At 69.2% G+C, this 24,927-nt stretch carries 21 protein-coding genes; 12 read left to right on the forward strand and 9 right to left on the reverse strand.

Annotated features, from left to right (window positions below):
- Positions 1–135 precede the first annotated feature (135 nt).
- Complete coding sequence (locus CA237_RS17175) at positions 136–621, forward strand: hypothetical protein (protein ID WP_126014979.1); 486 nt, start codon at positions 136–138, stop codon at positions 619–621.
- A 39-nt stretch (positions 622–660) separates the two neighbouring features.
- Here CA237_RS17175 and CA237_RS17180 read toward each other — a convergent pair whose 3' ends face one another.
- Positions 661–2,916, reverse strand: coding sequence for an NADP-dependent malic enzyme (locus CA237_RS17180; RefSeq protein WP_066689314.1), 2,256 nt, complete (start codon positions 2,914–2,916; stop codon positions 661–663).
- Between the two features lie 166 nt (positions 2,917–3,082).
- On the opposite strand from CA237_RS17180, the gene mutS reads away from it, so the two are divergent.
- The 3 genes from mutS (at position 3,083) to CA237_RS17195 (ending at position 7,816) form a co-directional block, all read left to right on the forward strand.
- Positions 3,083–5,653 carry a DNA mismatch repair protein MutS gene (mutS, locus tag CA237_RS17185; protein WP_126014985.1) on the forward strand — a complete coding sequence of 857 codons (2,571 nt, stop codon included), beginning with the start codon at positions 3,083–3,085 and terminating at the stop codon, positions 5,651–5,653.
- A 268-nt stretch (positions 5,654–5,921) separates the two neighbouring features.
- Positions 5,922–6,881: a glycoside hydrolase family 43 protein gene (locus tag CA237_RS17190; RefSeq protein ID WP_066689309.1), complete on the forward strand. Its 960-nt coding sequence runs from the start codon at positions 5,922–5,924 to the stop codon at positions 6,879–6,881.
- 5 nt (positions 6,882–6,886) lie between these two features.
- Complete coding sequence (locus CA237_RS17195; protein ID WP_066689308.1) at positions 6,887–7,816, forward strand: glutaminase; 930 nt, start codon at positions 6,887–6,889, stop codon at positions 7,814–7,816.
- A 242-nt stretch (positions 7,817–8,058) separates the two neighbouring features.
- On the opposite strand, the gene CA237_RS17200 is transcribed toward CA237_RS17195, so the two are convergent.
- The 4 genes from CA237_RS17200 to CA237_RS17215 form a co-directional block, all read right to left on the reverse strand.
- The gene (locus tag CA237_RS17200) at positions 8,059–8,409 is read right to left on the reverse strand and encodes a hypothetical protein (RefSeq protein ID WP_066689307.1); all 351 of its coding nucleotides are present in this window, start codon (positions 8,407–8,409) and stop codon (positions 8,059–8,061) included.
- Between the two features lie 84 nt (positions 8,410–8,493).
- Complete coding sequence (locus tag CA237_RS17205; RefSeq protein ID WP_066689306.1) at positions 8,494–9,798, reverse strand: amidohydrolase family protein; 1,305 nt, start codon at positions 9,796–9,798, stop codon at positions 8,494–8,496.
- Positions 9,795–11,213 (reverse strand): amidohydrolase, encoded by a 1,419-nt coding sequence (locus tag CA237_RS17210; protein ID WP_126014987.1) that lies wholly within the window; start codon positions 11,211–11,213, stop codon positions 9,795–9,797. The genes CA237_RS17205 and CA237_RS17210 overlap by 4 nt, the downstream gene beginning before the upstream one ends.
- Positions 11,214–11,245: 32 nt before the next feature.
- Positions 11,246–12,067: a hypothetical protein gene (locus CA237_RS17215; protein ID WP_066689305.1), complete on the reverse strand. Its 822-nt coding sequence runs from the start codon at positions 12,065–12,067 to the stop codon at positions 11,246–11,248.
- Positions 12,068–12,193: 126 nt separating this feature from the next.
- On the opposite strand from CA237_RS17215, the gene CA237_RS17220 reads away from it, so the two are divergent.
- The 8 genes from CA237_RS17220 (at position 12,194) to CA237_RS17255 (ending at position 20,738) form a co-directional block, all read left to right on the forward strand.
- Entirely contained in the window at positions 12,194–12,871 is a 678-nt protein-coding gene (locus CA237_RS17220; RefSeq protein WP_232307891.1) for a DUF4129 domain-containing protein, read from the forward strand.
- On the forward strand, positions 12,868–14,094 hold the full coding sequence (locus CA237_RS17225) for a hypothetical protein (RefSeq protein WP_066689299.1): 1,227 nt from the start codon (positions 12,868–12,870) through the stop codon (positions 14,092–14,094). The genes CA237_RS17220 and CA237_RS17225 overlap by 4 nt, the downstream gene beginning before the upstream one ends.
- Positions 14,091–15,047, forward strand: coding sequence for a MoxR family ATPase (locus tag CA237_RS17230; protein ID WP_126014981.1), 957 nt, complete (start codon positions 14,091–14,093; stop codon positions 15,045–15,047). Before CA237_RS17225 ends, CA237_RS17230 begins: the two co-directional genes overlap by 4 nt.
- On the forward strand, positions 15,044–16,276 hold the full coding sequence (locus tag CA237_RS17235) for a DUF58 domain-containing protein (protein ID WP_066689293.1): 1,233 nt from the start codon (positions 15,044–15,046) through the stop codon (positions 16,274–16,276). The genes CA237_RS17230 and CA237_RS17235 overlap by 4 nt, the downstream gene beginning before the upstream one ends.
- Positions 16,273–17,265, forward strand: a complete 993-nt coding sequence (locus tag CA237_RS17240; protein ID WP_066689291.1) for a stage II sporulation protein M — start codon at positions 16,273–16,275, stop codon at positions 17,263–17,265. Before CA237_RS17235 ends, CA237_RS17240 begins: the two co-directional genes overlap by 4 nt.
- Positions 17,266–17,287: 22 nt before the next feature.
- On the forward strand, positions 17,288–18,154 hold the full coding sequence (locus tag CA237_RS17245) for an RDD family protein (RefSeq protein ID WP_066689290.1): 867 nt from the start codon (positions 17,288–17,290) through the stop codon (positions 18,152–18,154).
- Between the two features lie 47 nt (positions 18,155–18,201).
- Positions 18,202–19,971, forward strand: a complete 1,770-nt coding sequence (locus tag CA237_RS17250; RefSeq protein WP_126014983.1) for a sensor domain-containing diguanylate cyclase — start codon at positions 18,202–18,204, stop codon at positions 19,969–19,971.
- A gap of 98 nt (positions 19,972–20,069) precedes the next feature.
- Positions 20,070–20,738 (forward strand): hypothetical protein, encoded by a 669-nt coding sequence (locus tag CA237_RS17255; RefSeq protein ID WP_066689287.1) that lies wholly within the window; start codon positions 20,070–20,072, stop codon positions 20,736–20,738.
- Positions 20,739–20,874: 136 nt separating this feature from the next.
- Here the strand turns inward: CA237_RS17255 and CA237_RS17260 are convergent, their stop codons facing one another.
- From CA237_RS17260 to CA237_RS20085, 4 genes are all read right to left on the reverse strand, one after another.
- The gene (locus tag CA237_RS17260; protein ID WP_066689286.1) at positions 20,875–21,714 is read right to left on the reverse strand and encodes a CoA ester lyase; all 840 of its coding nucleotides are present in this window, start codon (positions 21,712–21,714) and stop codon (positions 20,875–20,877) included.
- Entirely contained in the window at positions 21,711–22,160 is a 450-nt protein-coding gene (locus CA237_RS17265; protein WP_066689285.1) for a MaoC family dehydratase, read from the reverse strand. Before CA237_RS17265 ends, CA237_RS17260 begins: the two co-directional genes overlap by 4 nt.
- Positions 22,157–24,016, reverse strand: a complete 1,860-nt coding sequence (locus tag CA237_RS17270; RefSeq protein ID WP_066689284.1) for a biotin carboxylase N-terminal domain-containing protein — start codon at positions 24,014–24,016, stop codon at positions 22,157–22,159. The genes CA237_RS17265 and CA237_RS17270 overlap by 4 nt, the downstream gene beginning before the upstream one ends.
- Before the next feature lie 112 nt (positions 24,017–24,128).
- A partial coding sequence (locus tag CA237_RS20085; protein ID WP_241215533.1) for a DUF3088 domain-containing protein occupies positions 24,129–24,927 on the reverse strand: 799 nt, incomplete at its 5' end.

Genomic DNA, 24,927 nt, shown 5'->3' on the forward strand with positions numbered 1-24,927 from the left:
CGGTCTGATCCGTCCAGACCCAGCAGTCTGCGCGACCGCAGGTGCCGCTTGCGGCAGAAAATCCTTGTCTAGCGCTCGGATACAGGCGATCTTCACCTCAAACGACACGCCACTTGGGGAATGCAGGTTCCAACTATGATCGGCCGTACGTTCGTCCTGGCGGCAGTTTTGGCATTGGCAGCGACCGCCGCTGAACCACGCTCGTCGCGTACGCCGTCCTTCCCTACCGCCTGTCGTGCCGCGGTGCCTGCGCGATATGCCGGCGAGCCAGCGCAATGGCTTGGCGATTGTGTGAAAAACCGGGCGGAAGGACTTGGCGTCTTGCGCATCGGTCGAGGAGCACCGTTCGCGTTTCTGGTAGGTCGAATAAAAGCGGGCCGCCCCGCCAGCGGTCTGCTGTTCAACCCGGACAAGTCCTACGCCGCCGCGCGTGGTTTCACCGCCGACGGCAGGATTTTGCCTGCCGACGGCAATTATTTAAAGGAACAGGATCAGGCTTGGGCCGATGCCGTCCTGGCCGCCCGACAGGTCGGCGATCGGTTCGTAAAAGCGGGCAATGCCGCGTCCGCTGCCTATTATCGACGGTTCGCGTCGGAGATCGAGAACGGCCGGCCGGAATAACGGCCGGGAGGGGGGCGCGATCGATCGCGCCCCCTGCCCTCACCCGACCATGCCGCCGGCGGCGAGCACCGCCAGCGTCACCAGTTCGTTGGCGGTGCTGGTCATCGGGGCGATCTGTACCGGCTTTTCCATGCCGATCAGCATCGGGCCGATCACGTCGTCGCCGCCCAGTTCGCGCAGCAGCTTGGCCGAGATGTTGGCCGATTGCAGTCCGGGCATCACCAGCACATTGGCCGGACCCGACAGGCGGGCGAAGGGGAAGTTCGCCATCTGGCGCGGGTTGAGCGCGACGTCGGGGGCCATTTCGCCTTCATATTCGAAACCGACCTGCCGCTTGTTAAGCGCGGCCACGCCGTCGCGGACATTGTCGATCCACTGGCCTTCGGGATTGCCGAAGGTCGAATAGCTGAGGAACGCGACGCGCGGTTCGTGGCCCATGCGACGGGCGACGGCGGCGGTGCGCTCGGCAATGTCGGCCAGTTCCTCGCCCGAGGGGCGTTCGTTGATCGTGGTGTCGGCCATGAACACGGTATGGCTCTGTCCCACGAGCAGGTGAATGCCGAACGGCACCTTGCCGTCGACCGGATCGATGACCCGCCGCACGCCGCGAAACGCCTGGGCATAGGTGCGGGTGATGCCGGTGATCATCGCATCCGCAACGCCCAGCTGCAGCAGCACCGCGCCGAAGGTGTTGCGGTCCTGGTTGATCATCCGCTCGACATCGCGCTTCAGGAAGCCGCGACGCTGCAGCCGCCCATAGAGGAAGTCGACCATCTGCGGCACCATCTCGCTGGTGCGGCTGTTATGGACTTCATATTCCTCGGGATTGGCGACGCCGAGCGCGCGCAGCTGGTCATAGACGTCGTCGCGACCGACCAGCACCGGGATGCCATAGCCACCTTCCTTGAAGGCGATGGCGGCACGCAGCACGACTTCCTCTTCGCCTTCGGCGAACAGCACGCGCTTGGGGTGCGCGCGGGCGCCCTCATAAGCCATGGTCAGGACCGAAGTGGTCGGGTTGAGGCGCGCGCGCAGCTGCTGGCGATAGGCCTCCATGTCGAGGATCGGGCGCGTCGCGACGCCCGAATCCATCGCTGCCTTGGCAACGGCGGAGGGCACCAGTTCCATCAGGCGCGGGTCGAACGGCGCGGGGATGATGTAATCGGGGCCGAAGCTGTGCTGCGTGCCATAGGCGAGCGCGACTTCCTCCGGCACGCGCTGGCGCGCGAGTTCGGCGATGGCGGTCGCGGCGGCGATCTTCATCTCGTCATTGATGCCGGTGGCGCGGACGTCGAGCGCGCCGCGGAAGATGAAGGGGAAGCCGATGACGTTGTTGACCTGGTTCGGATAGTCCGAGCGGCCGGTGGCGACGATCGCGTCGGGGCGCGCGGCCTTGGCCAGTTCGGGGCGGATTTCCGGCTCCGGATTGGCCATCGCGAAGATGATCGGCGACGGCGCCATGTCCTTGACCATTTCGGGCTTCAGCGCGCCCGCCGCGGAGAGGCCCAGGAACACGTCGGCGCCGTGCAGCGCCTCGGTCAGCGTGCGGCGGTCGGTGGCGGCGGCATGGGCCGACTGCCACTGGTTCACGTCGTCGCGGCCCTGATAGATGACGCCGGTGCGGTCGCACATGATGACGTTTTCATGGGCGACGCCCATCGCCTTCATCAGTTCGGTGCAGGCGATGGCGGCGGCACCCGCCCCGTTCACCACGACCTTGACCTCGGACAGCTTGCGCTTGGTCAGCAGGCAGGCGTTGATGAGGCCGGCGGCGCAGATGATCGCGGTGCCGTGCTGGTCGTCGTGGAAGACGGGAATGTTCATGCGTTCCCGAAGGGTCTGCTCGATGATGAAGCATTCGGGTGACTTGATGTCTTCCAGATTGATGCCGCCGAAGCTCGGCTCCATCAGCTCGACCGCGTCGATGAAGCGGTCGACATCCTCGGTCTTCAGCTCGATATCGATCGAATCGACGTCGGCGAAGCGTTTGAACAGCACCGCCTTGCCCTCCATCACCGGCTTCGACGCCAGCGCGCCGAGATTGCCGAGGCCGAGGATCGCCGTGCCGTTCGAGATGACCGCGACCAGATTGCCCTTGGCGGTATAGTCGTAGGCGGTGGCGGGATCGTCGTGGATCGCCTTCACCGGTACCGCGACGCCGGGCGAATAGGCGAGCGCGAGGTCGCGCTGGGTCGCCATCGGCTTGGACGCGATGATCTCGATCTTGCCCGGACGGCCTTCCGAATGGAACAGCAGCGCCTCGCGCTCGGAAAACTGGTCGGTGGTTTCGGACACTGGCGATCTCCCGTTTGGATGGGCTTTACGCAGGGGAAGGCGCGCGGGGCAAGGGTGAAGGGCGCGCGGATATGCTTTGATACGCTTGCGCGGGCACGCCGCCGGACGGTATCGCCCGGCGATGGCAAGCAAGGCTCAGGGAACCGATTCCCCCGCCCCCACCCCGATGATGCAGCAATATCTGGCGTTGAAGGCGGAGGCCGACGATTGCCTGCTCTTCTATCGCATGGGTGACTTTTTCGAGCTGTTCCATGACGATGCGAAGATCGCCGCAGCGTGCCTCGACATCGCGCTGACCGCGCGTGGCGAGCATGACGGCGCGAAGATCCCGATGTGCGGCGTGCCGGTGCATTCGGCCGAGGGGTATCTGGCGCGGCTGATCAAGGCGGGGCACCGGGTCGCCATCGCCGAACAGGTCGAAAGCCCGGAAGAGGCGAAACGCGCGAGGGGTTCCAAAGCGCTGGTCGCGCGGGCGATCGTGCGGGTGGTGACGGCAGGCACGCTGACCGAGGAAGCGCTGCTCGATGCGCGCGCGGCGAACTGGTGCGCGTGCATCGGCGAGGCGGCGGGCGGCGTGGCGATTGCCGCCGCCGATGTATCGACCGGCCGGTTCGAAGTGATCGAGACCGATGCCGCCGGCCTGACCGCCGCGCTCGCCCGGTTGCAGGCGGTCGAGGTGGTCGCGGCGGAGACGTCGACCTTTGCCGAGGTCGCGACGCTGCTGCGCGCCAGGGCCGATTTCGACAGTGCGTCCGGCGAGGCGCGGTTGAAGGCGCTGCACGGCGTCGCGACGCTCGACGGGTTCGGGCAGTTTTCGCGTGCCGCGCTGGCGGCGGCGGGTGGCCTCATTGCCTATCTCGACCATACGGCGCGGGGGCAATTGCCGTTCCTGCGCCCGCCGGTCTGCGCGGCCGATGGCCAGTGCATGGCGATCGATGCGGCGACGCGCGAGAGCCTCGAACTGACGCGGACGGCGGCGGGGGCGCGGGCGGGCAGCCTGCTGGCGGAGGTCGACCGGACGGTGACGGGCGCCGGTGCGCGGTTGCTGGCGAGCGATATCGCCGCGCCGTTGATGGACCGGGCGATGATCGAGGGCCGCCATGCCGCGGTGGCGTGGGCGCATGACGATCCCGGTTTGCGCGACGAGCTGCGCACGACGCTGCGCGCCTTGCCCGATATCGGCCGGGCGCTGGGGCGGATCGCGGCGCGACGCGGCTCCCCGCGCGATCTGGGGCAGTTGCGCGACGGGTTGAGCGCGGCATGGACGCTGGGGCAGCGGCTGGACAAACTGCCGGCCGTGCCGCCGCTGATCGCCGAGCTGGCGCCGCGGCTGCGCGGGCATGGCGAGCTGATCGACCTGCTGACGCGCGGGCTGGTGCCGATGCCGCCGATCGATGCGGCGGCGGGCGGGTTCGTGGCGGAAGGATATGACGCCGCGCTCGATGCGCTGCGCGATACCGGCGCCGGCGGGCGGCGGGCGATTGCCGCGCTGGAGGCGCAGTATCGGGAGCGGACCGGGATTTCGGCGCTCAAGATCCGGCACAATGGCGTGCTCGGCTATCATGTCGAGGTGCCGGCGCGCGCCGCCGACAAGCTGATGGCGGCCGATAGCGGCTTTACCCATCGCCAGACATTGGCCGGGGTCGTCCGCTTCAACGCGCCCGACCTGCACGAAGCGGCGCTGAAGGTGACCCAGGCTGGCGCGCATGCGCTGGCGGCGGAGGCGGCGCATCTGGAGGCGTTTACCGAAGCCGCGCTTGACAAGCGGGAAGCGATCGCCGCGACGGCGGATGCGCTGGCGCGGATCGACGTGACGGCGGCGCTGGCCGAACGTGCGGCCGAGGGCGGCTGGGCGCGCCCAGTGCTGGTCGATCATAGCTGCCTCGAGATCGTCGGCGGGCGGCATCCGGTGGTCGAGAGCGCGGTGGCGAGGAGCGGCGGGCGGTTCGTGGCGAACGACTGTCGGCTGTCGGAAAGCTCGCGGCTGTGGCTGGTCACGGGGCCGAACATGGGCGGCAAGTCGACCTTCCTGCGGCAGAATGCGCTGATCGTCGTGCTGGCGCAGGCGGGCAGCTTCGTGCCGGCGACCTCGGCGACATTGGGGCTGGTCGACCGGTTGTTCAGCCGGGTCGGCGCGTCGGACAATCTGGCGCGCGGGCGGTCGACCTTCATGGTCGAGATGGTCGAGACGGCGGCGATCCTGGCGCAGGCGACGCCCCGGTCGTTCGTGATCCTCGACGAGGTGGGGCGCGGTACGTCGACCTATGACGGCTTGGCGATCGCGTGGGCGGTGGTCGAGGCGATCCATGAGGATAATCGCTGCCGCTGCCTGTTCGCGACGCATTATCACGAGCTGACGCGGCTGGCCGAGCGGTGCGACGCGCTGTCGCTGCACCATGTCCGCGCGCGCGAGTGGAAGGGCGATCTGGTGCTGCTGCACGAACTGGCCGAGGGGCCGGCGGATCGCAGCTATGGCATCGCCGTCGCGCGCCTCGCCGGGCTGCCGCCGGCGACATTGCAGCGGGCGAAGGCAGTGCTGGCGAAGCTGGAGGCGGGCAAGGCCAAGACCGGCGGCATTGCGGCGGGGCTGGACGACCTGCCGCTGTTCGCCGCGATGGCCCCGGTCGAGGAGGCGCCGGTCGACGGGTTGCGGGAGGCATTGGGCGCGCTGGACGTCGATGCGATGTCGCCAAGGGAGGCGATGGAGGCGCTGTACCGGTTGAAGGGGCTGGTTTGAGGGGAATGGCGTCGTGTATCTCTCTGTCCGTCACCCCGGGCTTGACCCGGGGTCCCGCTTCTTACCGACCCGCGAAGAAGAAGTAGCGGGACCCCGGATCAAGTCCGGGGTGACGGACGGGTTGCGCCTCCCCTACCAACCTCCCGACAGTTTCCTCCGATGTCACCGGATACGACCGCGCGTCGATCGAACCGCACGCCGTTCACAACGACCGCTTTGCAAAGCGCCGCCCGCGCGATAGCCACGCCGGACGAACGGGAGAGACGCTATGCACGAACTGACGCGGCGGGACTTGCTGGCAGCCGCCGGTGCGACGATCGGCACCGCCGCCCTGCCCGCCTTTGCGGCCCCGCGTGGCGACGATGCGTTTCTGCTGAGCTACTTCACCGACAAGGACGAAGGGCGCGCGGGGCTGAAACTGGCGCGGAGCGACGACGGGTTCGTCTTCACTCCGCTAGGCGGCGGGCGCGGGTTCCTGATGCCCGAGGTCGGCAAGGACAGGTTGATGCGCGATCCGCATCTGTGCCAGGCGCCCGACGGGCTGTGGCATCTGGTGTGGACCAGCGACTGGTTCGGGCCGGTGATCGGCCATGCGACCTCGCGCGACCTGATGCACTGGTCGAAGCAGCAGACGATCCCGGTGATGACCGCGTTCGCGGGGGTGCGCAACAGCTGGGCGCCGGAAACGGTCTATGACCCCAAGCGGCGCGATTTCATGATCTTCTGGTCGAGCAGCATCGACGGCAAATACGGCGCGACGCCGGGCGAGCGGTTCGAGGGGCTGAAGCTCAGGCCCTATTACACCCGGACCCGCGATTTCCGAACCTTTTCGCCGACGAAACTGCTGTTCGATCCGGGGTTCGATTCGATCGACTTCACCCTGCTGAAGCTGCCGCAGGGCGGCTATCGCATGATCTACAAGGACGAGACGCACGACGTCGAACAGCGCCGCTGGGTGGTCAGCAGTTCGGCGGCGTCGCCGACCGGGCCGTTCGGACCGGCGAGCAAGCCGTTCAGCCCGACCATGACCGAGGGGCCGAGCGCGGTGTGGATCGATGGGCGCGCCGTCGTCTATTACGACGTGTACGAAAAAGGCTATTTCGGCGCGGCGTCGACCACCGATTTCGTGACGTGGCGGGACGAGACGGCGCGGGTGCGCTTTCCCAAGGAAGCGCGCCACGGCACCGTGCTGCGTGTGCCGCGTGGTTTCATCGACAAGATCGCCTGACGGTCATGGACCTGTCCGCGATCGTCGCCGACATCGCCGCCGAAATGGCCGATGCACCCGATCGCGGGCGGCCGGCCGACTATATTCCGCCGCTTGCCGCCGTCGATCCGAACCGGTTCGGCATGGCGGTGATCGAGGCGGACGGGACCTGCCATCTGGCGGGCGATGCCGAGGAGAGTTTCTCGATCCAGTCGGTGTCGAAGGTGTTCGCGCTGACGCTGGCGCTGGGCGCGGTCGGGGACCAGTTGTGGAAGCGGGTCGGGCGCGAGCCGTCGGGCAGCGCATTCAATTCGATCGTGCAGCTGGAAAGCGAACACGGCATTCCGCGCAACCCGTTCATCAATGCCGGCGCGATCGTGGTCGCCGACATATTGCTCGGCCGCTACGAACCGCGCGAGGCGCTGGGCGAGCTGCTGCGCTTCGTCCGCGCCGCGGCGGGCGAGGACGGGATCTTCATCGACGAGAACGTCGCGAAGGCGGAACAGGATACGGGGTTCCGCAACCTGGCGCTGGCCAGCTACATGCGCGCGTTCGGCAATCTCCACCATGACCCGCACGTGACGCTGGGCGTCTATTTCCACCAATGCGCGCTGGCGATGAGCTGTCGGCAGCTGGCGCTCGCCGGGCGCTATCTGGCGGCGGGCGGGGTCAATCCGACCACCGGGCGCAATGTCGTGTCGGCGCAGCGGGCGCGGCGGATCAACGCGCTGATGCTGACCTGCGGCCATTATGACGGGTCGGGCGAGTTCGCCTTCCGCGTCGGCCTGCCGGGCAAGAGCGGGGTCGGCGGCGGTATTCTGGCCATTGCGCCGGGCATCGCGTCGATCGCGGTATGGTCGCCGGGGCTGAACGAACGCGGCAATTCGCAGCTGGGGACGGTCGCGCTGGAACGGCTGGTGCAGCGGACCGGGTGGTCGGTGTTCGAGCCGCGTTGACGGTCGATTGGGGCAGTTGCTCTCGCGTCACCCCGGCCTTGAGCCGGGGTCCCGCTTCCTTACCGGCCGCAGAAAAAGAAGCGGGACCCGGATCAAGTCCGGGGTGACGAAGACGGCAGGTGGTGCGAACTGGCCGATACGCACCGTACCCCCGCGCAGGCGGGGGTCCAGAGTACCAGATGCCGCCGGAGCGATCGTGACCCTGGATCCCCGCTTGCGCGGGGATACGGTGGCGCGTGGGATTACCGTTGCGGTGCCGGCTGCGGCGTGAAGCTGGTCACGTTCGCCATGCCGTTGGCGCCGAAGGTGATGATATGGCGCGACCCTTCCTGACAGGTGGCGACCCAGCTGCCCGGCTTTTCACCCCGTTCGGACGAGGTCACGCCCTGGCAGCGCAGCCCCGCGTCGCGGATTGCGCGGATGAACACGCCGTCGCGCTGGCCGGGCGACAGCGCCTCCACCTGGGTCGCCATCTGCTGCGCTTCGACCGCGTTGGCGGCGGCGGCTTCGTTGGCCGCGGCCTGCTGCTCGGCGCTCGGCCCGCAAGCCGCCAGCATCAGCGATCCACCCAGCATCACCAGCAACGCACGCATGTCTCGTCTCCCGTTCCAAGGCCGCAGGCGCGGCGACTGTCCGAAGCGGACAAAGCCCGATCGCGCCTGCGGGTTCCGTCATCCTTATCGCTGATACGCCTTGGGCAGGCCCTGTTCGACGGGGTTGAGATAGCGGTCGCGCAACCGGGTCTGGCGGTTGGTCAGCGGCTGTTCGACGCCGTCGATGAACAGCTGGGTCGGGGCCGATCCGATCTCCAGCGGATCGCCGTCCCAGATCACCACGTCGCCGCGCCGGCCGGGGCTGAGCGAGCCGATCTCCCCCTCCATCCCGATCGTGCGCGCGGGCAGCGAGCTGATCGTGGCGAAGGCGGCCCCCCAGTCGAGGCCCGAGGCGCCCGGCACCTTCGACAGCGCGACGAGATTGCCGGCATATTGCCGCACCAGTCGTGCCTGCCGTGCCTCGTCGTCGCCGATCGTGCCGATGCCGACGACCACGCCGGCGGCCTTCATCCGGCCGATATTGGACTGGGTGGCGGCGAGCTGTTCGAAGCTGGCGGGCAGGTCGGACAGCGCGCTGGCGAGTACCGGCACGTTCGCGGCCGCGATCTGCCGCGCGACGGTCCAGCCTTCGCTGGCGCCGACGAGGACCGGCTTCAGCCCGGCGAACTCGCGCTTGAGTGCCAGCACGCCCAATATGTCGGAGGCGCGTTCGACATGGATCAGCAGCGGCACCTGTCCGCTCAGCACCTTTTGCAGCGCCTGCGCATCGGTGCGGGTCAGCAGCGCTTCCTTGCCGCGATCGGCGAAGCTGGCCGGGTTGCGGGCATATGCCTGCGCCTCGAACAGCGCGTTGCGGAACATCGCCATCGCCGCCGGGCGGCTGCCGCCCGCCGCACGCGCGCCGGCTTCGCCCCATTCCATGAACTGGAACGCCTGCGGCCGGGTGACCGCATCCATGTCGTTGGCGAGGTCGATGACCGCGCCCTGGCCCGCAAAGATCGAGCCGGCATTGTCGGGCGCGACGATCGCGCGGGTAATGCCGTCGGTGCGGTTGATCGCGATCGGCGTCGCGCGCGGATTGACCGCCGAGGCGATGTCGAGGCCTGCATTGAACACGCTCTCGCGCGCCGAGGCATCGTTGGTCGCCGACACGCCGTCGACCTCGATGATGCCGAGGCGGGTGAAGCCGGCGACGAGGCCGGGCGTGACATAGCGCCCGCCGGCATCGATGGTGCGACCACCCGCCACCGCTGCGCCGCGACCGGCGCTGACAACGCGGCCGCCGCGCACGACGACGGTGCCGCCCTCGATCGGGGCCGATCCGTCGCCCAGCACGAGCCGGGCATTGGTGATGGTCACGTCCTGCGCGGCAGCAGGCATGGCAACGGCAGCGCTGGCGAACAGCGCGGCGAGGAACAGGCGCTTCACTTCACATCCCCTTCGCCGGGCTGGCCGAGTTCGAAATCGGATACCGGTCGCATCTTCGGATTGTTCGCGTCGTAGAGCAGCGCGCCGTCGACCCACACCATCTGCGGGCGGGTATAGACGCTGAACGGATCGCCGTTCCACAGCACCACGTCGGCCATCTTGCCGGCCTTGAGCGAGCCGGTCACCTTGTCGATGCCGAGCGCCTTCGCCGGATTGATCGCCAGCCACGTCCACGCATGTTCGGGCGTCACGGTGATGCCGGCGCGCTTGGCCGAGGCGATGACCTTCGCGACCTCCTGATTAAGCCGCTGGATGCCGTTGGCGTCGTCGGAATGGATCATCGCGCAGGCGCCCTGCTGGTCGAGGATCGCCAGGTTCTCGCCGATCGCGTCGTAGCTTTCCATCTTGAAGCCGTACCAATCGGCCCACACCGCCGAGCAGACCCCGCGCGCCTTCAACAGGTCGGCGATCTTGTAGCTTTCGACCGCGTGGTGGAAGGCGGTGACCTTGTACCCCATCTCCTGCGCCATATCCATGACGATGGCCATTTCGTCGGCGCGGTAGCAATGGTTGTGGACGAGGATCTCGCCGTCCAGCACCCCGCGCAGCGTGTCCATGGCGAGGTCGCGGGTCGGCGCTTCGCCACCATCCTCCTCATATTTGTCCCATTTGCGGTCATAGTCCTTCGCGCGCAGCCACGTCGCGCGGTCGACCGCGACATTGCCCATGCGGGTCGACGGCATCCGCCCCTTCGACCCGTAGACGCGCTTCGGGTTCTCGCCGCACGCCATCTTGAAGCCATAGGGCGCGCCGGGGAACTTCATCGCCTGCATCGTGCGGCCATAGACGTTCTTCAATGTGACCGAGCGGCCGCCCATCAGGTTCGCCGATCCGGGCAGGATCTGCAGCGTGGTGACGCCGCCATTGGTCAGCGCGCGGGCGAAGCCCGGGTCCTGCGGCCAGACGCTGTGTTCGGCCCATACTTCGGCGGTGACCGGGCCGGTCATCTCGTTCCCGTCGCTATGCGCCTCGACGCCGGGGCTGGGATAATCGCCCAGATGGCTGTGGACGTCGATGACGCCGGGGGTCACCCATTTGCCCTGCCCGTCGATCACGGTCACGCCATCCGCAGCCGCGATGGCCTGCCCGACCTCGACGATCTTGCCGTCGCGGAACAGGACCGACCCGTTATTGATCCGCCCGCCCTCGCCATCGAGGATGGTGACGTTGGTGACCAGCGTCGCGCGGCCCGGATAGGCGCGATAGGTCGAGGGGAACGGGTCATGGTCATAGCCCTTGCCCGCGCCGGGCCCCTTGCCCTTCGGCGCGTCGGCGGAGGCGGAGCGCACCTCCCTGCCATCGCCGGTACAGGCGACCAGCCCGGCGGCCAGCGCCGCCAACGTCAATGTTCGGATCACGCGGAAACTCCCCCTTTTTACGATCATGGTCACGCGAAGACGGTTTCGAGGTCGTGGGTCCCCGACCCTTCCTTCGCGGTGCGGATTTCGTGGTAGACGGCGGCGGTGCCGGTCGCGGGCAGCACGCCGAGCAGCGTCGCGAAGACCGCGCGGATCACCGAAGCGGTCCAGCCGCCACCGGCACCCAGCAGCAGCACGATCGGCCCCTGCACGAGCAGGCTGACGACCAGCCACAACAGGCCGACGATGACGAGCAGCAGCAACAACCGCCAGCGCATGCCGCGCATCAGCTGGCTGCTGCGGGAAAAACATTCGAGCGCGCCCCGCCCTTCGGCCGCCATCACCGGCACGACGACGAACCAGGTCAGGATCACGAAGATCGCGGGCAAGAAGAACAGCACCATGCCGGCGAATACCGCGATGCCGAACAGCAGGAACATCGCCAGCGCCGGCAGGAACCGCCGCAACGCCATGCGCAGCGTCGCCGCCGGATCGACCGGTCGCCCCGCCAGCGTGTCGACCGCTAGGCCCGCCATGAACACCATGACCGGGGGATAGAGCAGCAGCCCGAGCATCCCCAGCGGCGCGACCGACGACCCGGCCTCGACCAGCCGGTCGGCGTCATAGGCGTTGGGCGCGAACAGCGGCATCAGCAGTTGCGCGGGCGCATTGAGCAGCGCGCTGGCGGCGAACAGCGGTAGCGGGGCACCGCCGATCGCCGCGAAGCTGTTGGAGATCACGCGGCCCATCGCAAAGGGATAGGGCGAGCGCCGCGCCTCGAAAAACGCACCCACGATCGCCGCCACCAGGAACAGGAGGGGCAGCAGCAACAGCAGGAATAGAAACGTCATCACCGGCAGGTCCCCCGGAGCCGCCCCGGCCCTTAACCGAAAGTTAGGGTGGAAAAGCGTTGCATGTAAATCGGCGATTTGCTCCAAGCGTCGCCATGCCACCGGCGGTGACAGGGGGACGGGAGTTTGGCGGGGGCTGAAGCGGCGGACGGACTGGGCCAGGCCGCCGCATCGGTGCCGCCGATCGATTCGGCGAAGGTCGATGCCGCGTGGAAGACGATCCGCGCCGACGGGTCGATCCAGTTCGACCTGCCCGAAAAACTGCCCGAACCGCGCGATCCGCCGCCCGAATGGCTGGAACCGGTACTGCGCGCGATCGGCAATTTCGTCCAATGGGTCGGCGGCGGCTGGCAGGTGATCCTGTGGGTGATCGGCATCGTCATCGCAATCGCGCTGCTGTTCGCGCTGGTGCCGTCGCTCCGCGAATGGATCGCCGAACGGCTCGGCCGTCGCCGCGTGGTGGAGGAAGCGCCCCCCTGGACACCGACCGAAACCCGCGCGCGCGCGCTCTTGGAGGATGCGGACGCGCTGGCGGCTGAGGGTCGGTTCGACGAGGCGGTCCACCTGCTGCTGTTCCGCAGCATCGACGACATCGTCGCATGGCGCGGCGACGTGGTGCGCCCGGCCGATACCAGCCGCGACATCGCCCGTGCCGAGGCGCTGCCGCCGCACGCGCGCGGCGTGTTCGCCGGTATCGTCGCGGCGGTCGAGCGGAGCCTGTTCGGCGGGCGGGCGCTGGGCGCCGACGACTGGCAGCGCGCGCGGGCAGACTATGCCGGCTTTGCACTGAAGGGCGCGCGGTGAGCCAGCCCTCCCCCTTTGCCGCGCGGACGGTCGTCATCCTGGTCATCGGCGGCGCGCTGCTGCTGCTCGCCTCCATCCTGATGTCCGGCTTCGGCGACGAGATCGCGCGCGCGACCGGAGAGGCACCGGCGGCGGATCGCAAGGACGGCGCGGGCTATCATGCGTTCCAGCGGCTGGTCGAGGCGGTGCAGCCGCCCGAGGGGGACGTGACCGAATCGACGGCAGCGGCGTCGATCCTGATCCTGACCCCGACCGAGGCGACCCGGCCGGAGGATGTGCGCGCGATCGTCAATCAACGCATCGCGCTGGCATCGCGGATGACCGGCGGCGACGATTTCGTTGCAAGAGAGGGGCATCCGCTGCTGCGCTATGCCACGCTGATCATCCTCCCCAAATGGCAGGTCGAAAAGCTGCCGTTGCAGGGCGGCCGGGTGCAGCGCACCGGCCAGGTCGATGGCGCCAAGTTGCAGCAGCTGGTCCCGGCCGAGGCGGAATGGCATACCGAGGACCGGTCCGACATCGGCGTGATGCGGGCGGAATATCCTGGCCTGCGCGCCTTCGCCCTGCCCGACCGCCGGGTGAACGCGATGGCCGGCGACACCATCACCCCGCTGATCGGTGCGCGCGACGGCGCGGCGGTGCTGGGGCAGATCGGGTCGAGCGACACGTTCGTGCTGGTCGATCCCGATCTGGTCAACAATCGCGCCATGGCCGACGAGCGCAATGCGAAGGCCGCGCTGGCGATGCTCCGCGCGATCGATCCCGAACATGACGGGCGCGCGCTGTTCGATCGGTCGTTGCATTACACGCGGGGCGACCGCAATCTGGTCAAATTGCTGTTCCTGCCGCCGTTCCTGGGCGTCACGCTGGCGCTGATCGCCGCTGCCGTGCTGGCGGGGATCGCCGCCGCCGGGCGGTTCGGCCCGCCGCTGCGCGAAAGGCGCGCGGTAGCCGCAGGCAAGCGCGCGCTGATCGACAATATCGTCGCGCTGACCCGGCTGGCCGGGCGTACCCCGCTGGTCGGGCCGCGCTATGCCGACATGATGCTGGAGCTGCTGTCGCGGCGGTTGCTGGCGGGCGAAGCGCCCTCGGCCGACCGGCTCGACCGGGTGCATCCCGGCTATTCCGAACTCGACCGTCGCCTGCGCGATGCCCGCACCGAGAGTGAGGCATTGGCGGCGGCGAAGGACCTGACCGCATGGAAGAAGGAAACAGGCGCATGACGCTCGACGAGGTACGGTCGCTGGGATCGGCGATCGACCGGGAGATCGCGAAGGCGGTCGTGGGACAGGCGGATGCCGTCCGGCTGCTGACCATCGCGCTGTTCTCGGCCGGTCACGTCCTGTTGGAAGGGCCGCCGGGCACCGCCAAGACGTTGCTGGCGCAAAGTTTCGCGCGGACGCTGGGGCTCGATTTCGGGCGCATCCAGTTCACGCCGGACCTGATGCCCGGCGACATTATCGGGTCGAACCTGTTCAATTTCCAGACCTCGACCTTCGCGCTGACCCGCGGGCCGGTCTTCTGCGAACTGCTGCTGGCCGACGAGATCAACCGCACCCCGCCCAAGACGCAGGCGGCCCTGCTGGAAGCGATGCAGGAACGGCGCATCACCATCGACGGGCGGACCGAGCATCTGTCCGACCGCTTCACCGTCGTCGCGACACAGAACCCGATCGAGCAGCAGGGCGTCTACCCGCTGCCCGAGGCGCAGCTCGACCGGTTCCTGTTCAAGATCGCGATCGGCTGGCCGAGCCTCGACGCCGAACGCGCGATCGTCGCCCAATATGGCAGCCGCACCGGCACCCCGGCCCCGCAGGATTCAGGCGTGGCGCAGGTGGCGGACGGCGGCGCCATCGCCGCCGCGATCGATGCGGTGGGTCAGGTGCGGCTGGTCGACGAGGTGATCGACTATATCGTGCGGCTGATCCGCGCGACCCGCGAGCATGGCGACCTGTCGTCGGGTGCGTCCCCACGCGCCGCATCGGCGCTGGCGGCGGCGGCGCGGGCGGGCGCGGCATTGGACGGACGCGACTATGTGATCCCGGACGATGTGAAGGCACTGGCCCCCGCCCTGCTGCGCCACCGGCTGATCCTGTCGCCCAGCGCCGAGATCGACGGACGACGGGTCGATGACGTCGTCGCCAGCCTGATCGCATCGGTCGAAGCGCCGCGATGATCGTTCCCACGCCCCGTGCCATCCAGCTGACCGCGCTCGCCGCGCCGGTCGGGCTGGCGCTGGGCGTGCTGGCCCCGGCGGCGTGGATCGCGGCGCCGTTATGGATCGCGGGCGTGCTGGCGCTGATCGTCGCCGATGCGCTGCTGGCGAAGAAGCCGGTGCTGGCGATGCCGGAGGGGCTGCCCGCGACGCTGAACATCGGCGAGCGCTTCACGCTCGGCAATGCCGACATGGCCGCCGACTTCGACGGGCCGATCAAGCGGACCGCCCCGGGCAGCTTTCGTGCCGAGCGACGCGGCAAGGCGCGGCTGCGGCGGCTCTGGGCGCGGCGCGCGGGGCCGATGGGGCTGGCATGGCGACAGGCGACCGGCCGCGCCGATCGCGATATTCCGATATTGCCCGACATCCGCCCGGTTCGCGACCAGGGAATGCGGCAATATCTCAACAGCCTGAGCGTCGGGAACCGGCTGCGCCGCGACCATGGCGACGGGCAGGACTTCCAGGTGCTGACCGATTTCGAGGCCGGCATGGAACGCCGCGCGATCGACTGGAAGGCATCGGCCCGCCATGCATCGCTGCTGGCGCGCGAATTCCATACCGAACGCGACAATATGATCGCGTTCGCCATCGATGCCGGGCGGGCGATGACCGATCCGGTCGGCGATATCCCGCGCATCGACCGCGCGGTGTCCTCGGCCCTGCTGGCGGCGTTCGTGGCTCTAAAGTCCGGCGACCGGGTGCGGCTCTATTCGTTCGGCGCGCGGCCGCAGGTCGACAGCGGCAGCATCGGCGGGGGCACGCGCGGCTTCGCCCGGCTGCACCACGCCGCCGCCGATATCGATTACGGCGCGGAGGAGAGCAACTATACGCTCGGCCTCGTCACGCTCGACCAGAAGCTCGACCGGCGCGCTTTGGTGGTGATCTTCACCGAATTTACCGACACGACCAGCGCCGAACTGCTGCTCGCCGCCGCGCAGCGGATGCTGAAGCGGCACCGCGTCCTGTTCGTGCTGTTCCGTGATGTCGAGCTGGAGGGATTGCGCGATGCCGAGCCGGGCCATGCCGACGATCTTGTCCGCGCCCATGTCGCGCACCTGCTGCTGCGCGACCGGGCGATCGTGGTCGAACGGCTGCGGCGGATGGGGATCGACGTGATCGAGGCGACGGCGGACGCCATGCCGCTCGCCCTGGTCGAACGCTATCTGAACCACCGGGAGCGCGGCCGATGACCGTCACCTTCGCCACGCACCATTTCCGCGCCGAACGCGAGGGCGACTGGGCACGGCTGGAAGCGCTACTCGACCAGCTGGAAAAGAAATCGCCGCGCCGCCTGTCGGACGAGGATCTGGTCGACCTGCCCCGCCTGTACCGCGCGACCCTGTCGGCGCTGTCGATCGCGCGGGCGACGTCGCTCGACGCGTCGCTGGTCGGCTATCTGGAGGCGCTGTCGACGCGGGCCTATTTCGCGCTCTATTCGGCGCGCGAGCCGTGGTGGCAGCAGGTGAAGGCGTTCTTCGTCAGCGGCTGGCCGCGCGCGGTGCGGGCGATCGCGCCCGAACTGCTGCTGTCGACCGCGCTGCTGATCCTGAGCGCGTTCGCCGCCTATCACCTCGTCCGCAGCGATCCGGCATGGTATTCGGCGATGATCTCGCCCGAACTGGCGAGCGGACGCGACATGAATGCGAGCGCCGCGACGCTGCGCGCCTCGCTCTATTCGCCGCCGACCCAGGGCGGGCTGCACGTTTTCGCCACGTCGCTCTTCACCCACAATTCCCAGGTCGCGATCATGGCCTTCGCGCTGGGCTTCCTGTTCGGCATTCCGACCATCATCCTGTCGGTGCAGAACGGGGCGATGGCGGGTGCGATGTTCGCGGCGTTCGTGCCGCACGGGCTGGGCTGGGGCCTGTTCGCGTGGCTGATGATCCACGGCACGACCGAGATCGGCGCGATTGCCATCGCCGCGGCCGCGGGGTTGCATATCGGCCGCGCCATCGCCTTTCCCGGCGAACGTACCCGCATGGCGGCTGCTGCCGACGCCGGGCGGCGCGGGGCGGTGGTGATGATCGGCGTCATCCTGATGCTGCTGGTCGCCGGACTGCTGGAGGGGTTCGCCCGGCAGCTGGTCATCGACGACAGCGCGCGGCTGGCGGTGGGCGGGTTCATGCTGGCGCTGTGGACGCTCTATTTCACCGTCGGGGGCCGTCGTGGCAAGGCGTGAGCGAAAGCCCCGCCGGCCGCGCATGCCGCGCACGCTGGAACGGCAGCTGGTCACGCCCGAGGGGGTCCCGCTGAACCTGCGGCTGGGGTCGGCGGGTGCGCGTGCCGGTGCCTTCGTGATCGATGCGATCATCATGCTGGCGGCGCTGATCGGCGCGTCGCTGCTGATCCTGGCGCTGGCGATCGGGGGACCGAGGGGTGCTGCGTCGATGTATGCGGTGGTGTGGCTGCTGGGGTTCTTCCTGCTGCGCAATTTCTACTTCGTGCTGTTCGAGGCGGGCAAGCGCGCCGCGACGCCGGGCAAGAGGCTGATGAAGCTGCGCGTGGTGTCGCGGGATGGCGGGCGGCTGACCGGATCGGCGGTGCTGGCGCGCAACCTGATGCGCGAGATCGAGATATTCCTGCCGCTGATCTTCCTCGCCTTCGCCTTTGCCGAAGGGATGGCGACGGCGTGGACCGCGACGCTGGCACTCGGATGGTCGTCGATCCTGCTGTTCCTGCCGCTGTTCAATCGCGACCGGCTGCGCGGCGGCGACCTGATCGGCGGCACCTGGGTCGTCGAGCGGGAGACGCGCAAGCTGGGCGAGGATTTGCTGGTGCAGACCGCGCATGAACAGGACCGCGCCCGCATCGCGCCGTTCACCGCCGCCGAGCTGGACACCTATGGCGCGTTCGAACTGCAGCGACTGGAAGAGGTGCTGCGCCGCAACGACCGCGCCGACCTGTATGCCGTGGCCACCGCGATCCGTCGCAAGCTGGGCCGGCAGGAGGAAGGCTATGACCATGCCTTTCTCGAGGCCTATTACGGCGCGCTGCGCCATCATCTTGAACGAAAATTGCTGTTCGGACAGCGCAAGCGCGACAAATACGACCGGATTGAAGCGAGTTAGACTTAGGTTATACTAGGCGTTAACGGGTCCCGCGCCATGGAGACGCCATGGGGATGACGACGAACAGGCAACGGATCGGACTGGCGACGGCGCTGGCCTATTTCGTCTTTTCGTCGTTGACGATCCTGTCCAATCATCAAGGCGGCCTTGCCAGCCTGGCGCCCGCTACGCCGTTCGCGCTGGCACTGCTGATCGCGCGACCGCGGCGCGACTGGACCGCGATCCTGATCGGCGGAACGATCGGCAGCATGGCCGCGACGTCGCTGTTCGGCTTCGGCCCGCTGGCGGCGGCGCCGATGGCGATCGCGAAGGTTGGCGAGGTCGGCCTGGCGGCATGGCTGTTCCGCAAGTTGCGCGGACGGCGCGGCTATTTCGGGTCGCTCGACCGGATCGGGCGGTTCGTCGCATCGGTCGGTATCGTCGCCCCGGCGCTGGGCGCGACCGTCGCCGCCACCGTCGCCGCGCTGAAATTCGGCCTGCCGTTCGACCGGCAATGGCGCATCTGGTTCGTCGGCCACAGCCTGAGCATGATCACGCTGACGCCGGTGCTGTCGCTGATCCTGAGCGGTGCGATCGAACGGCGGTGGCGCGATGCCAGCCGGCAGTTGCGGATCGAGGCGACGGTGCTGATCAGCGCGACGGCGGCAGTGGCGGTGGCGGTGTTCCTTCAGAACGAACGGCCGCTGCTGTTCCTGCCCGCGCTGCCGGTGATGCTCACCACCTTCCGCCTGGGATTGCCCGGGGCGGCGGCGTCGGCGATCGTGCTGGCGGTGATCGGCAGCTATGCGACGCTGCACGGCATGGGGCCGACCAGCTTCATCGGCGGCGACCTGCAGGGGCGGATGGAGTTCCTCCAATTCTATCTCGCCTGCACCGTACTGACGACCTTTCCGGTCGCCGCCGACCTCAGCCGGCGACAGGCACTGTACCGCCGGTTGCGCGAAAGCGAGGCGCGCTATCGCCTGCTGGCCGACCATTCGACCGATATCGTGCTGGGCATCGATCGGGGCGGGCGCATCACCTACCTCTCCCCGTCGATCGAACAGATTGTCGGGCGCAACCCGGCGCAACTGCACGGGCGCCGCGCGCTGGAGATGGTACATCCGGTCGATCGCGACCTGGTGCTGGTGTCGCATCGCGACGCGCTGACCGATGTTCAGGGCACGCAGATCGTCGAATATCGGGCGCGGGTGACCAATGGCGCGCTGCGCTGGTTCGAATCGCATACCCGCGCGGTGCAGGACGATGACGGCCGGGTGACCGGCACCGTGTCGATGATCCGCGACGTGTCGCATCGCAAGACGCTGGAGGCCGAACTGTCGCGCGCGGCGTCGACCGACCCGTTGACCGGCCTGGCCAATCGCCGGGTGTTCGATGCGGCGCTGGCGCAGCGGATCGAAATCGCCGCGCAAGGGGGAATCGCCGGCTGCGTCGCGGTGTTCGACATCGACCATTTCAAGGCGGTCAACGACCGGCACGGCCATGACGCCGGCGACCATGTGCTACAGGCATTCGCCCGGATCGCGCGCGGGGTGATGCGCGACGGTGACGTCGTCGCCCGGCTGGGCGGCGAGGAGTTCGGCATCCTGTTCCCCGGCACCGGCATCGAACAGGCGCATTGCCTGTCCGAACGGCTGCGCACGACGCTGGCGGCGACCAAGCTGCGCCACGGAGTGGCGATCGTCGAGCTGACGGTCAGCGCAGGCATCGCGCCGATCGACGGCATGGGCGGTGCAGCGGCGGTGCTGCGCGCGGCGGATACCGCGCTGTACGGAGCCAAGGCCGAAGGGCGCGACCGGCTGCGGCTGGCGGCCTGACCTTCCCATCGCGGCACGCCTGGCGGCGATTGGCGGTGTCGACCGGTGCGCGATCGGTGCTAGGGTCGGCGGCTATCGGTGACTGTGGAGGGGCTGCTTTGCGCGAGACATGGTATCGCGACCCGCGACTGGGGCTGGCCGCGGCGGTGCTCGCCGCCGTCGTGGTCGGCATCGCGGCGGGATCGGCCGGACTGCCCGGTTGGCGCATTCTGCTGCTGGCGCTGGCCGGGTTCGCGCTGGTGGCGTGGGGCTGGTTCGCGGTGCAGGGCATCGCCTGGCTCTGGCGGCAGCCCGACCGCGCCGATGTGCTGCGCGCGCTGACCCTGCAGCGCAGCCAGCATGCCTTCAACCATGCCGCGTGGAGCCGGTTCGACCGCGACGCGGCGATGCTGCGGATGCTGCTGGCCGAACGCGCGCTGATCCCGATCGAGGCGGAACTGGTGCGCCACGCGATGGCGGTAGAGCAGTTCGACGCGGTGGCGGAGACGCTGCCCGGTTTCTCGCAAGCCGCGGCGCATTGGTACGATATCGCGTCGCAGGGCCATGGCGGCCTGCCCCCCGCCACCCCGGTGCCGACGCCCGCCGCGCTGGAGGAAGCCGCGCAGCAGGTGCCGGCGACGCTGACGTCAGAGGAGGATCGCCGCGCGGCGCTGCATTATCTGGCGGTGCGCAAGCGGCTGGCCGCCGACCGGGCGGCGGTCGAACGCGAGCGGACGGCGGCGCTGCGCAAGCTGGCCGCCCCGCCACCCAGCCCGCCGGTGGAGTAAGGTCGCTTCCCCTTTCGGGGAGCCGTGGCCGGGGGCGATGTTCGACGGGGTTCGCCTTCACAACGTAACCGCGTCGTCCGCTGACAGCCCCCTCCACCATGCTGCGCACGGTCCCCCTCCCCGTGCCGGGGAGAATTTAGCGTCGGGCCAGCACCCTGCGCGCCTGCTTCAGATGGGGGGCGTCGACCATGCGGCCATCGACTTGCAGCACCCCGGCCTCCGGGTTCGCGGCGAAGGCATCGACGATCACCTGAGCGCGCTCGACCGCCTCGGCCGAGGGGGTGAAGGCGGCGTTGATCGCCGCGACCTGTGCCGGGTGCAGCGCCATCATGGCCGTGAACCCGTCGCGGGCGGCGCGGGCGGCATAGGCGGCGAGGCCCGCTTCGTCGCGGATCGCGGGATAGACGGTGTCGATCGCGGCGACCCCGGCGGCAAGCGCGCCGAACAGGGTGAGCGAGCGGGCGAGTTCATAGGGCGCGGTGTAGCGGCCATCCGCCTCGCGCGAGGTCGTTGCACCGATGGCGGCGGGCAGATCCTCCGCGCCCCAGGTGATGCCCAGCAGCCGGTGGGCGACCGCGGCATAGCTGCCGAGCTGAAAGATCGCCGCCGGGGTTTCGGTCGCGATCGGCAGCAGCGGCACCTCGGCCAGTCCGCGCGCGGCGAGCAGCGGGTCGAGCGCGGTGATGGTCGCCTGCCCTTCCGCCTTGGGCACCATGATCGCATCCGGGCGGGTGCCGGCCAGCGCGTCGAGATCGGCGAGCGCGAGCGGCCCGTCGACCGGGTTGATCCGGACGATGCGCGGGAGCGATGCCTCCTCTGCCAGCCAGTCGCGAACGGCAGTGCGGGCGGTGTCCTTAGCAGAGGCGGCGACCGCATCCTCGAGGTCGAGGATCAGCGCGTCGGCGCCGCTTCCCGCCGCCTTGGCGAAGCGATCCGCCCGGTCGCCGGGGACGAACAGCAGCGAGCGGAGCCTCATGGGCGCCGCTTCAACAGCGCGGTGCGCAGGCAGCGGCAGACGACCTCGCCGCGCTGGCTGTGCAGTTCGTGGGTGAAGGTGACGATCCCGGCATCGGGACGCGAGCGGCTGTCCTTGAGCGCGGTCACCTCGGTCGTGGCGCGCAGCGTGTCGCCAAGGAACACCGGCTTGGGCATCACCAGCTGGTCGTAGCCGAGGTTCGCGACCAGCGTGCCGAGCGTCGTTTCCCCCACCGACAGCCCGATCATCAGCGCGAAGGTGAAGGTCCCGTTGACGAGGATCTGGCCGAATTCCGACGCCCTTGCCGCCTCCGCATCGATATGCAGCGGCTGCGGGTTGTGGGTCATGGTAGAGAACAGCAGATTGTCGGTCTCGGTCACGGTGCGGCGGATCGGGTGTTCGATCCGGTCGCCGATCTGCCAGTCGTCGTAGAAGCGTCCGGTCATGCGGCGTCCTTTTCGATGCGGGCAAGCAGCACCCCTTCGGCGACCTGTGCGCCCGGCGCGGCGGACAGGTCGGCGACCATACCGTCGAACGGGCTGAGCAACGCCTGTTCCATCTTCATCGCCTCCAGCACCACCAGCCGCTGCCCGGCGGTGACGCGGTCACCCGCCGCGACCTCGACCGCGACGATGCGGCCGGGCATGGGCGAGAGGATCGCGCCGTCGCCGGCCGAGGCGCCACCGCCCTGCCCCGCGACCGGCGCGGCGAAGGGAAAGGCCTCGCCATCGGCGAACAGGACGCGCTCACGGCCGAGCTGTGCGACGGTGCCGCCGGTAACGGGCGTGGCGATGCGGGTGGCGCCACCGATGCTGACCGCGACGCGATCGTCGGGCGCGGCGTTGAGGCGGAAGCCAGTCAGCGCGCGCCATGGGTCGGTCGGGTCCGCCCGTACCAGCACCGCAGCGGCAGCTCCGACGGCGGCGTCGGACACGTGGCCGTCGGGGACCAGCCGGTCGGCATGGCGTTCGATGAAGCCGGTATCGATCCGCTGCCCCACGAAATCGGGGTCGCCGGCACAGCGGGCGAGGAAGGCGGCGTTGGTGCGGACCGGCCAGACCTGGACCGATGCGGCTGCGGCGGCGAGCTTCGCGGCGGCGGCGGCGCGGTTGGGGGCATGGACGATCAACTTGGCGATCATCGGGTCGTAATGCGGCGTCACCGCATCCCCCTGCCGCACGCCGGCATCGACGCGGATGTCGGTGGGGAGATGCAGGTGGGTCAGCGGTCCGGTCGAGGGCAGGAAGCCGGTCGCCGGGTTCTCGGCATAGAGCCGCGCCTCCATCGCCCAGCCGGTGATCGACAGTTCGTCCTGCCGTTTGGGCAGAGGCTCGCCGGACGCGACGCGGAGCTGCCATTCGACGAGGTCGGTGCCGGTAATCGCCTCGGTCACGGGATGTTCGACCTGCAGCCGCGTGTTCATTTCCATGAACCAGATGCGGTCGGCGCGCAGGCCATCCGAGGCATCGGCGATGAATTCGATCGTGCCCGCCCCGGCATAGTCGACCGCGCGGGCGGCGCGGACGGCGGCGTCGCAGACCGAGGCGCGGGTTTCCGCGTCCATGCCGGGGGCCGGCGCTTCCTCGATCACCTTCTGGTGGCGGCGTTGCAGCGAGCAGTCGCGTTCGAACAGATGGACCGCATTGCCATGGGTGTCGCCGAAGACCTGCACCTCGATATGGCGGGGCGACAGGATGTATTTCTCGATCAGCACGCGGTCGTCGCCGAACGATGCAGCGGCTTCGCGGCGGCAGCTGTCAAGGGCGTCGGCGAAGGCGGACGCGTCGTCGACGCGGCGCATCCCCTTGCCCCCGCCGCCGGCCACCGCCTTGATAAGGACCGGATAGCCGATCGCGTCGGCCTCGGCACGCAGGCGCTCGGGCGACTGGTCCTCGCCGAGATAGCCGGGGGTGACCGGCACGCCGGCGGCGATCATCCGAGCCTTGGCCGCGTCCTTCAGGCCCATCGCGCGGATCGCGGCGGCGGGCGCACCGACCCAGACGAGGCCGGCGGCGACGACCGCTTCGGCGAACTCGGCATTTTCGGACAGGAAGCCATAGCCGGGATGGATCGCGGCGGCGCCGGTCGCGCGGGCGGCGGCGAGGATTTTCGCCTGGTCGAGATAGCTTTCGCGCGCCGGGGCCGGGCCGATGCAGACGGCCTGGTCGGCTTCGGCGACGAAGGGCAGGCCGGCATCGACGTCGCTATGGACGGCGATGGTGCGCACCCCCAGCCGGCGGGCGGTGCGGAGGATGCGGCGGGCGATCTCGCCCCGGTTGGCGATCAGCAGCGATTCGATCATCGCGCCGCTCCGAAGGTGGCGAAGGTGCCGCATAGCGATGCTTTTTCGGGGGCGTCGGCGCGGCGCCCGGCGGGCGGGACAGGATAGGTCGGGCGGGCGTTGTAGGAAAGGGTCATGGATGCGCCTCCGGAAAGCCGTGACGGACGTGCAGCGCGTGGAGCAACGCTTTCAGATCGCTGACGAACCAGGTGCCGTCATGCCGTCCGTCGGCGAGGGCCGGATCGGCATTGGGGGCGAGGACCAGCAGCGGCAGGTTCTGGTGCGCCTCTCCCACGACCGCGATCACCGCGTCGCGCGGGCGGGGATAGGGGATGCGGATGACGTCCAGCATCGTCGCCTTGTCCGGAAAACGTGCCAGCAGGCCGTCGATGGTGATGCAGTCGCGGCAGTAGAAGGTCCGGTCGGGATAGGCCGGGTCGGTAAAGCTCGCTTCGAGCAGATAGAGGCGGTCGCGCATGGGCTGTTCCATCAGGGTCGGGTCGCGGTCGGGATCGGTCGCGCGGGGGTCGGTGGTCGGGATCGGGCGGTCGGGGTCGACGCGCGCGCCCATCAGGGCGGCGGCGGCGAGCGCGAGGTCGCGGGCGCTGACCTCCGCCGGGGTGGCGGGCGGGGGTTGCAGCGGATCGGTGATGGCGGCGCGCGCGGTGGCCGGGTCGGCGGCGAAGGCGGCGGCGAGCGCCCGCGCGACCGCTTCGGGGAGCGGCGTCGTGGCACCCTGCGCCGGGGTTGCGGTCGGGGCCATCCCCTGCCCGTCGGCCGGCGGGTTCGCGGCGACCTGCGCCTCCACCTCCGCCGTCACGCGGGCGACGGTGGCGATGAAGCTCGACAGCGCCAGGCCCGGCGGCAGGCTGGCGATGGCGCGGGTGACCATCGCCACGATCGCGTCATAGGCGACGGTGTCGATGCTGTCT

The organism is Sphingomonas sp. ABOLH (assembly GCF_003951715.1).
GTDB classification, from domain to species: Bacteria; Pseudomonadota; Alphaproteobacteria; order Sphingomonadales; family Sphingomonadaceae; genus Sphingomonas; species Sphingomonas hankookensis_A.

What these genes read in the sequence shown, in the direction of transcription:
- CA237_RS17175 (WP_126014979.1), top strand. Translation starts at nt 136, where the DNA reads ATGATCGGCCGTACGTTCGTCCTGGCGGCAGTTTTGGCATTGGCAGCG.
- mutS (WP_126014985.1), top strand. Translation starts at nt 3,083, where the DNA reads ATGATGCAGCAATATCTGGCGTTGAAGGCGGAGGCCGACGATTGCCTG.
- CA237_RS17190 (WP_066689309.1), top strand. Translation starts at nt 5,922, where the DNA reads ATGCACGAACTGACGCGGCGGGACTTGCTGGCAGCCGCCGGTGCGACG.
- CA237_RS17195 (WP_066689308.1), top strand. Translation starts at nt 6,887, where the DNA reads ATGGACCTGTCCGCGATCGTCGCCGACATCGCCGCCGAAATGGCCGAT.
- CA237_RS17200 (WP_066689307.1), bottom strand. Translation starts at nt 8,409, where the DNA reads ATGCGTGCGTTGCTGGTGATGCTGGGTGGATCGCTGATGCTGGCGGCT.
- CA237_RS17215 (WP_066689305.1), bottom strand. Translation starts at nt 12,067, where the DNA reads ATGACGTTTCTATTCCTGCTGTTGCTGCTGCCCCTCCTGTTCCTGGTG.
- CA237_RS17230 (WP_126014981.1), top strand. Translation starts at nt 14,091, where the DNA reads ATGACGCTCGACGAGGTACGGTCGCTGGGATCGGCGATCGACCGGGAG.
- CA237_RS17235 (WP_066689293.1), top strand. Translation starts at nt 15,044, where the DNA reads ATGATCGTTCCCACGCCCCGTGCCATCCAGCTGACCGCGCTCGCCGCG.
- CA237_RS17240 (WP_066689291.1), top strand. Translation starts at nt 16,273, where the DNA reads ATGACCGTCACCTTCGCCACGCACCATTTCCGCGCCGAACGCGAGGGC.
- CA237_RS17245 (WP_066689290.1), top strand. Translation starts at nt 17,288, where the DNA reads ATGCCGCGCACGCTGGAACGGCAGCTGGTCACGCCCGAGGGGGTCCCG.
- CA237_RS17250 (WP_126014983.1), top strand. Translation starts at nt 18,202, where the DNA reads ATGGGGATGACGACGAACAGGCAACGGATCGGACTGGCGACGGCGCTG.
- CA237_RS17260 (WP_066689286.1), bottom strand. Translation starts at nt 21,714, where the DNA reads ATGAGGCTCCGCTCGCTGCTGTTCGTCCCCGGCGACCGGGCGGATCGC.
- CA237_RS17265 (WP_066689285.1), bottom strand. Translation starts at nt 22,160, where the DNA reads ATGACCGGACGCTTCTACGACGACTGGCAGATCGGCGACCGGATCGAA.
- CA237_RS17270 (WP_066689284.1), bottom strand. Translation starts at nt 24,016, where the DNA reads ATGATCGAATCGCTGCTGATCGCCAACCGGGGCGAGATCGCCCGCCGC.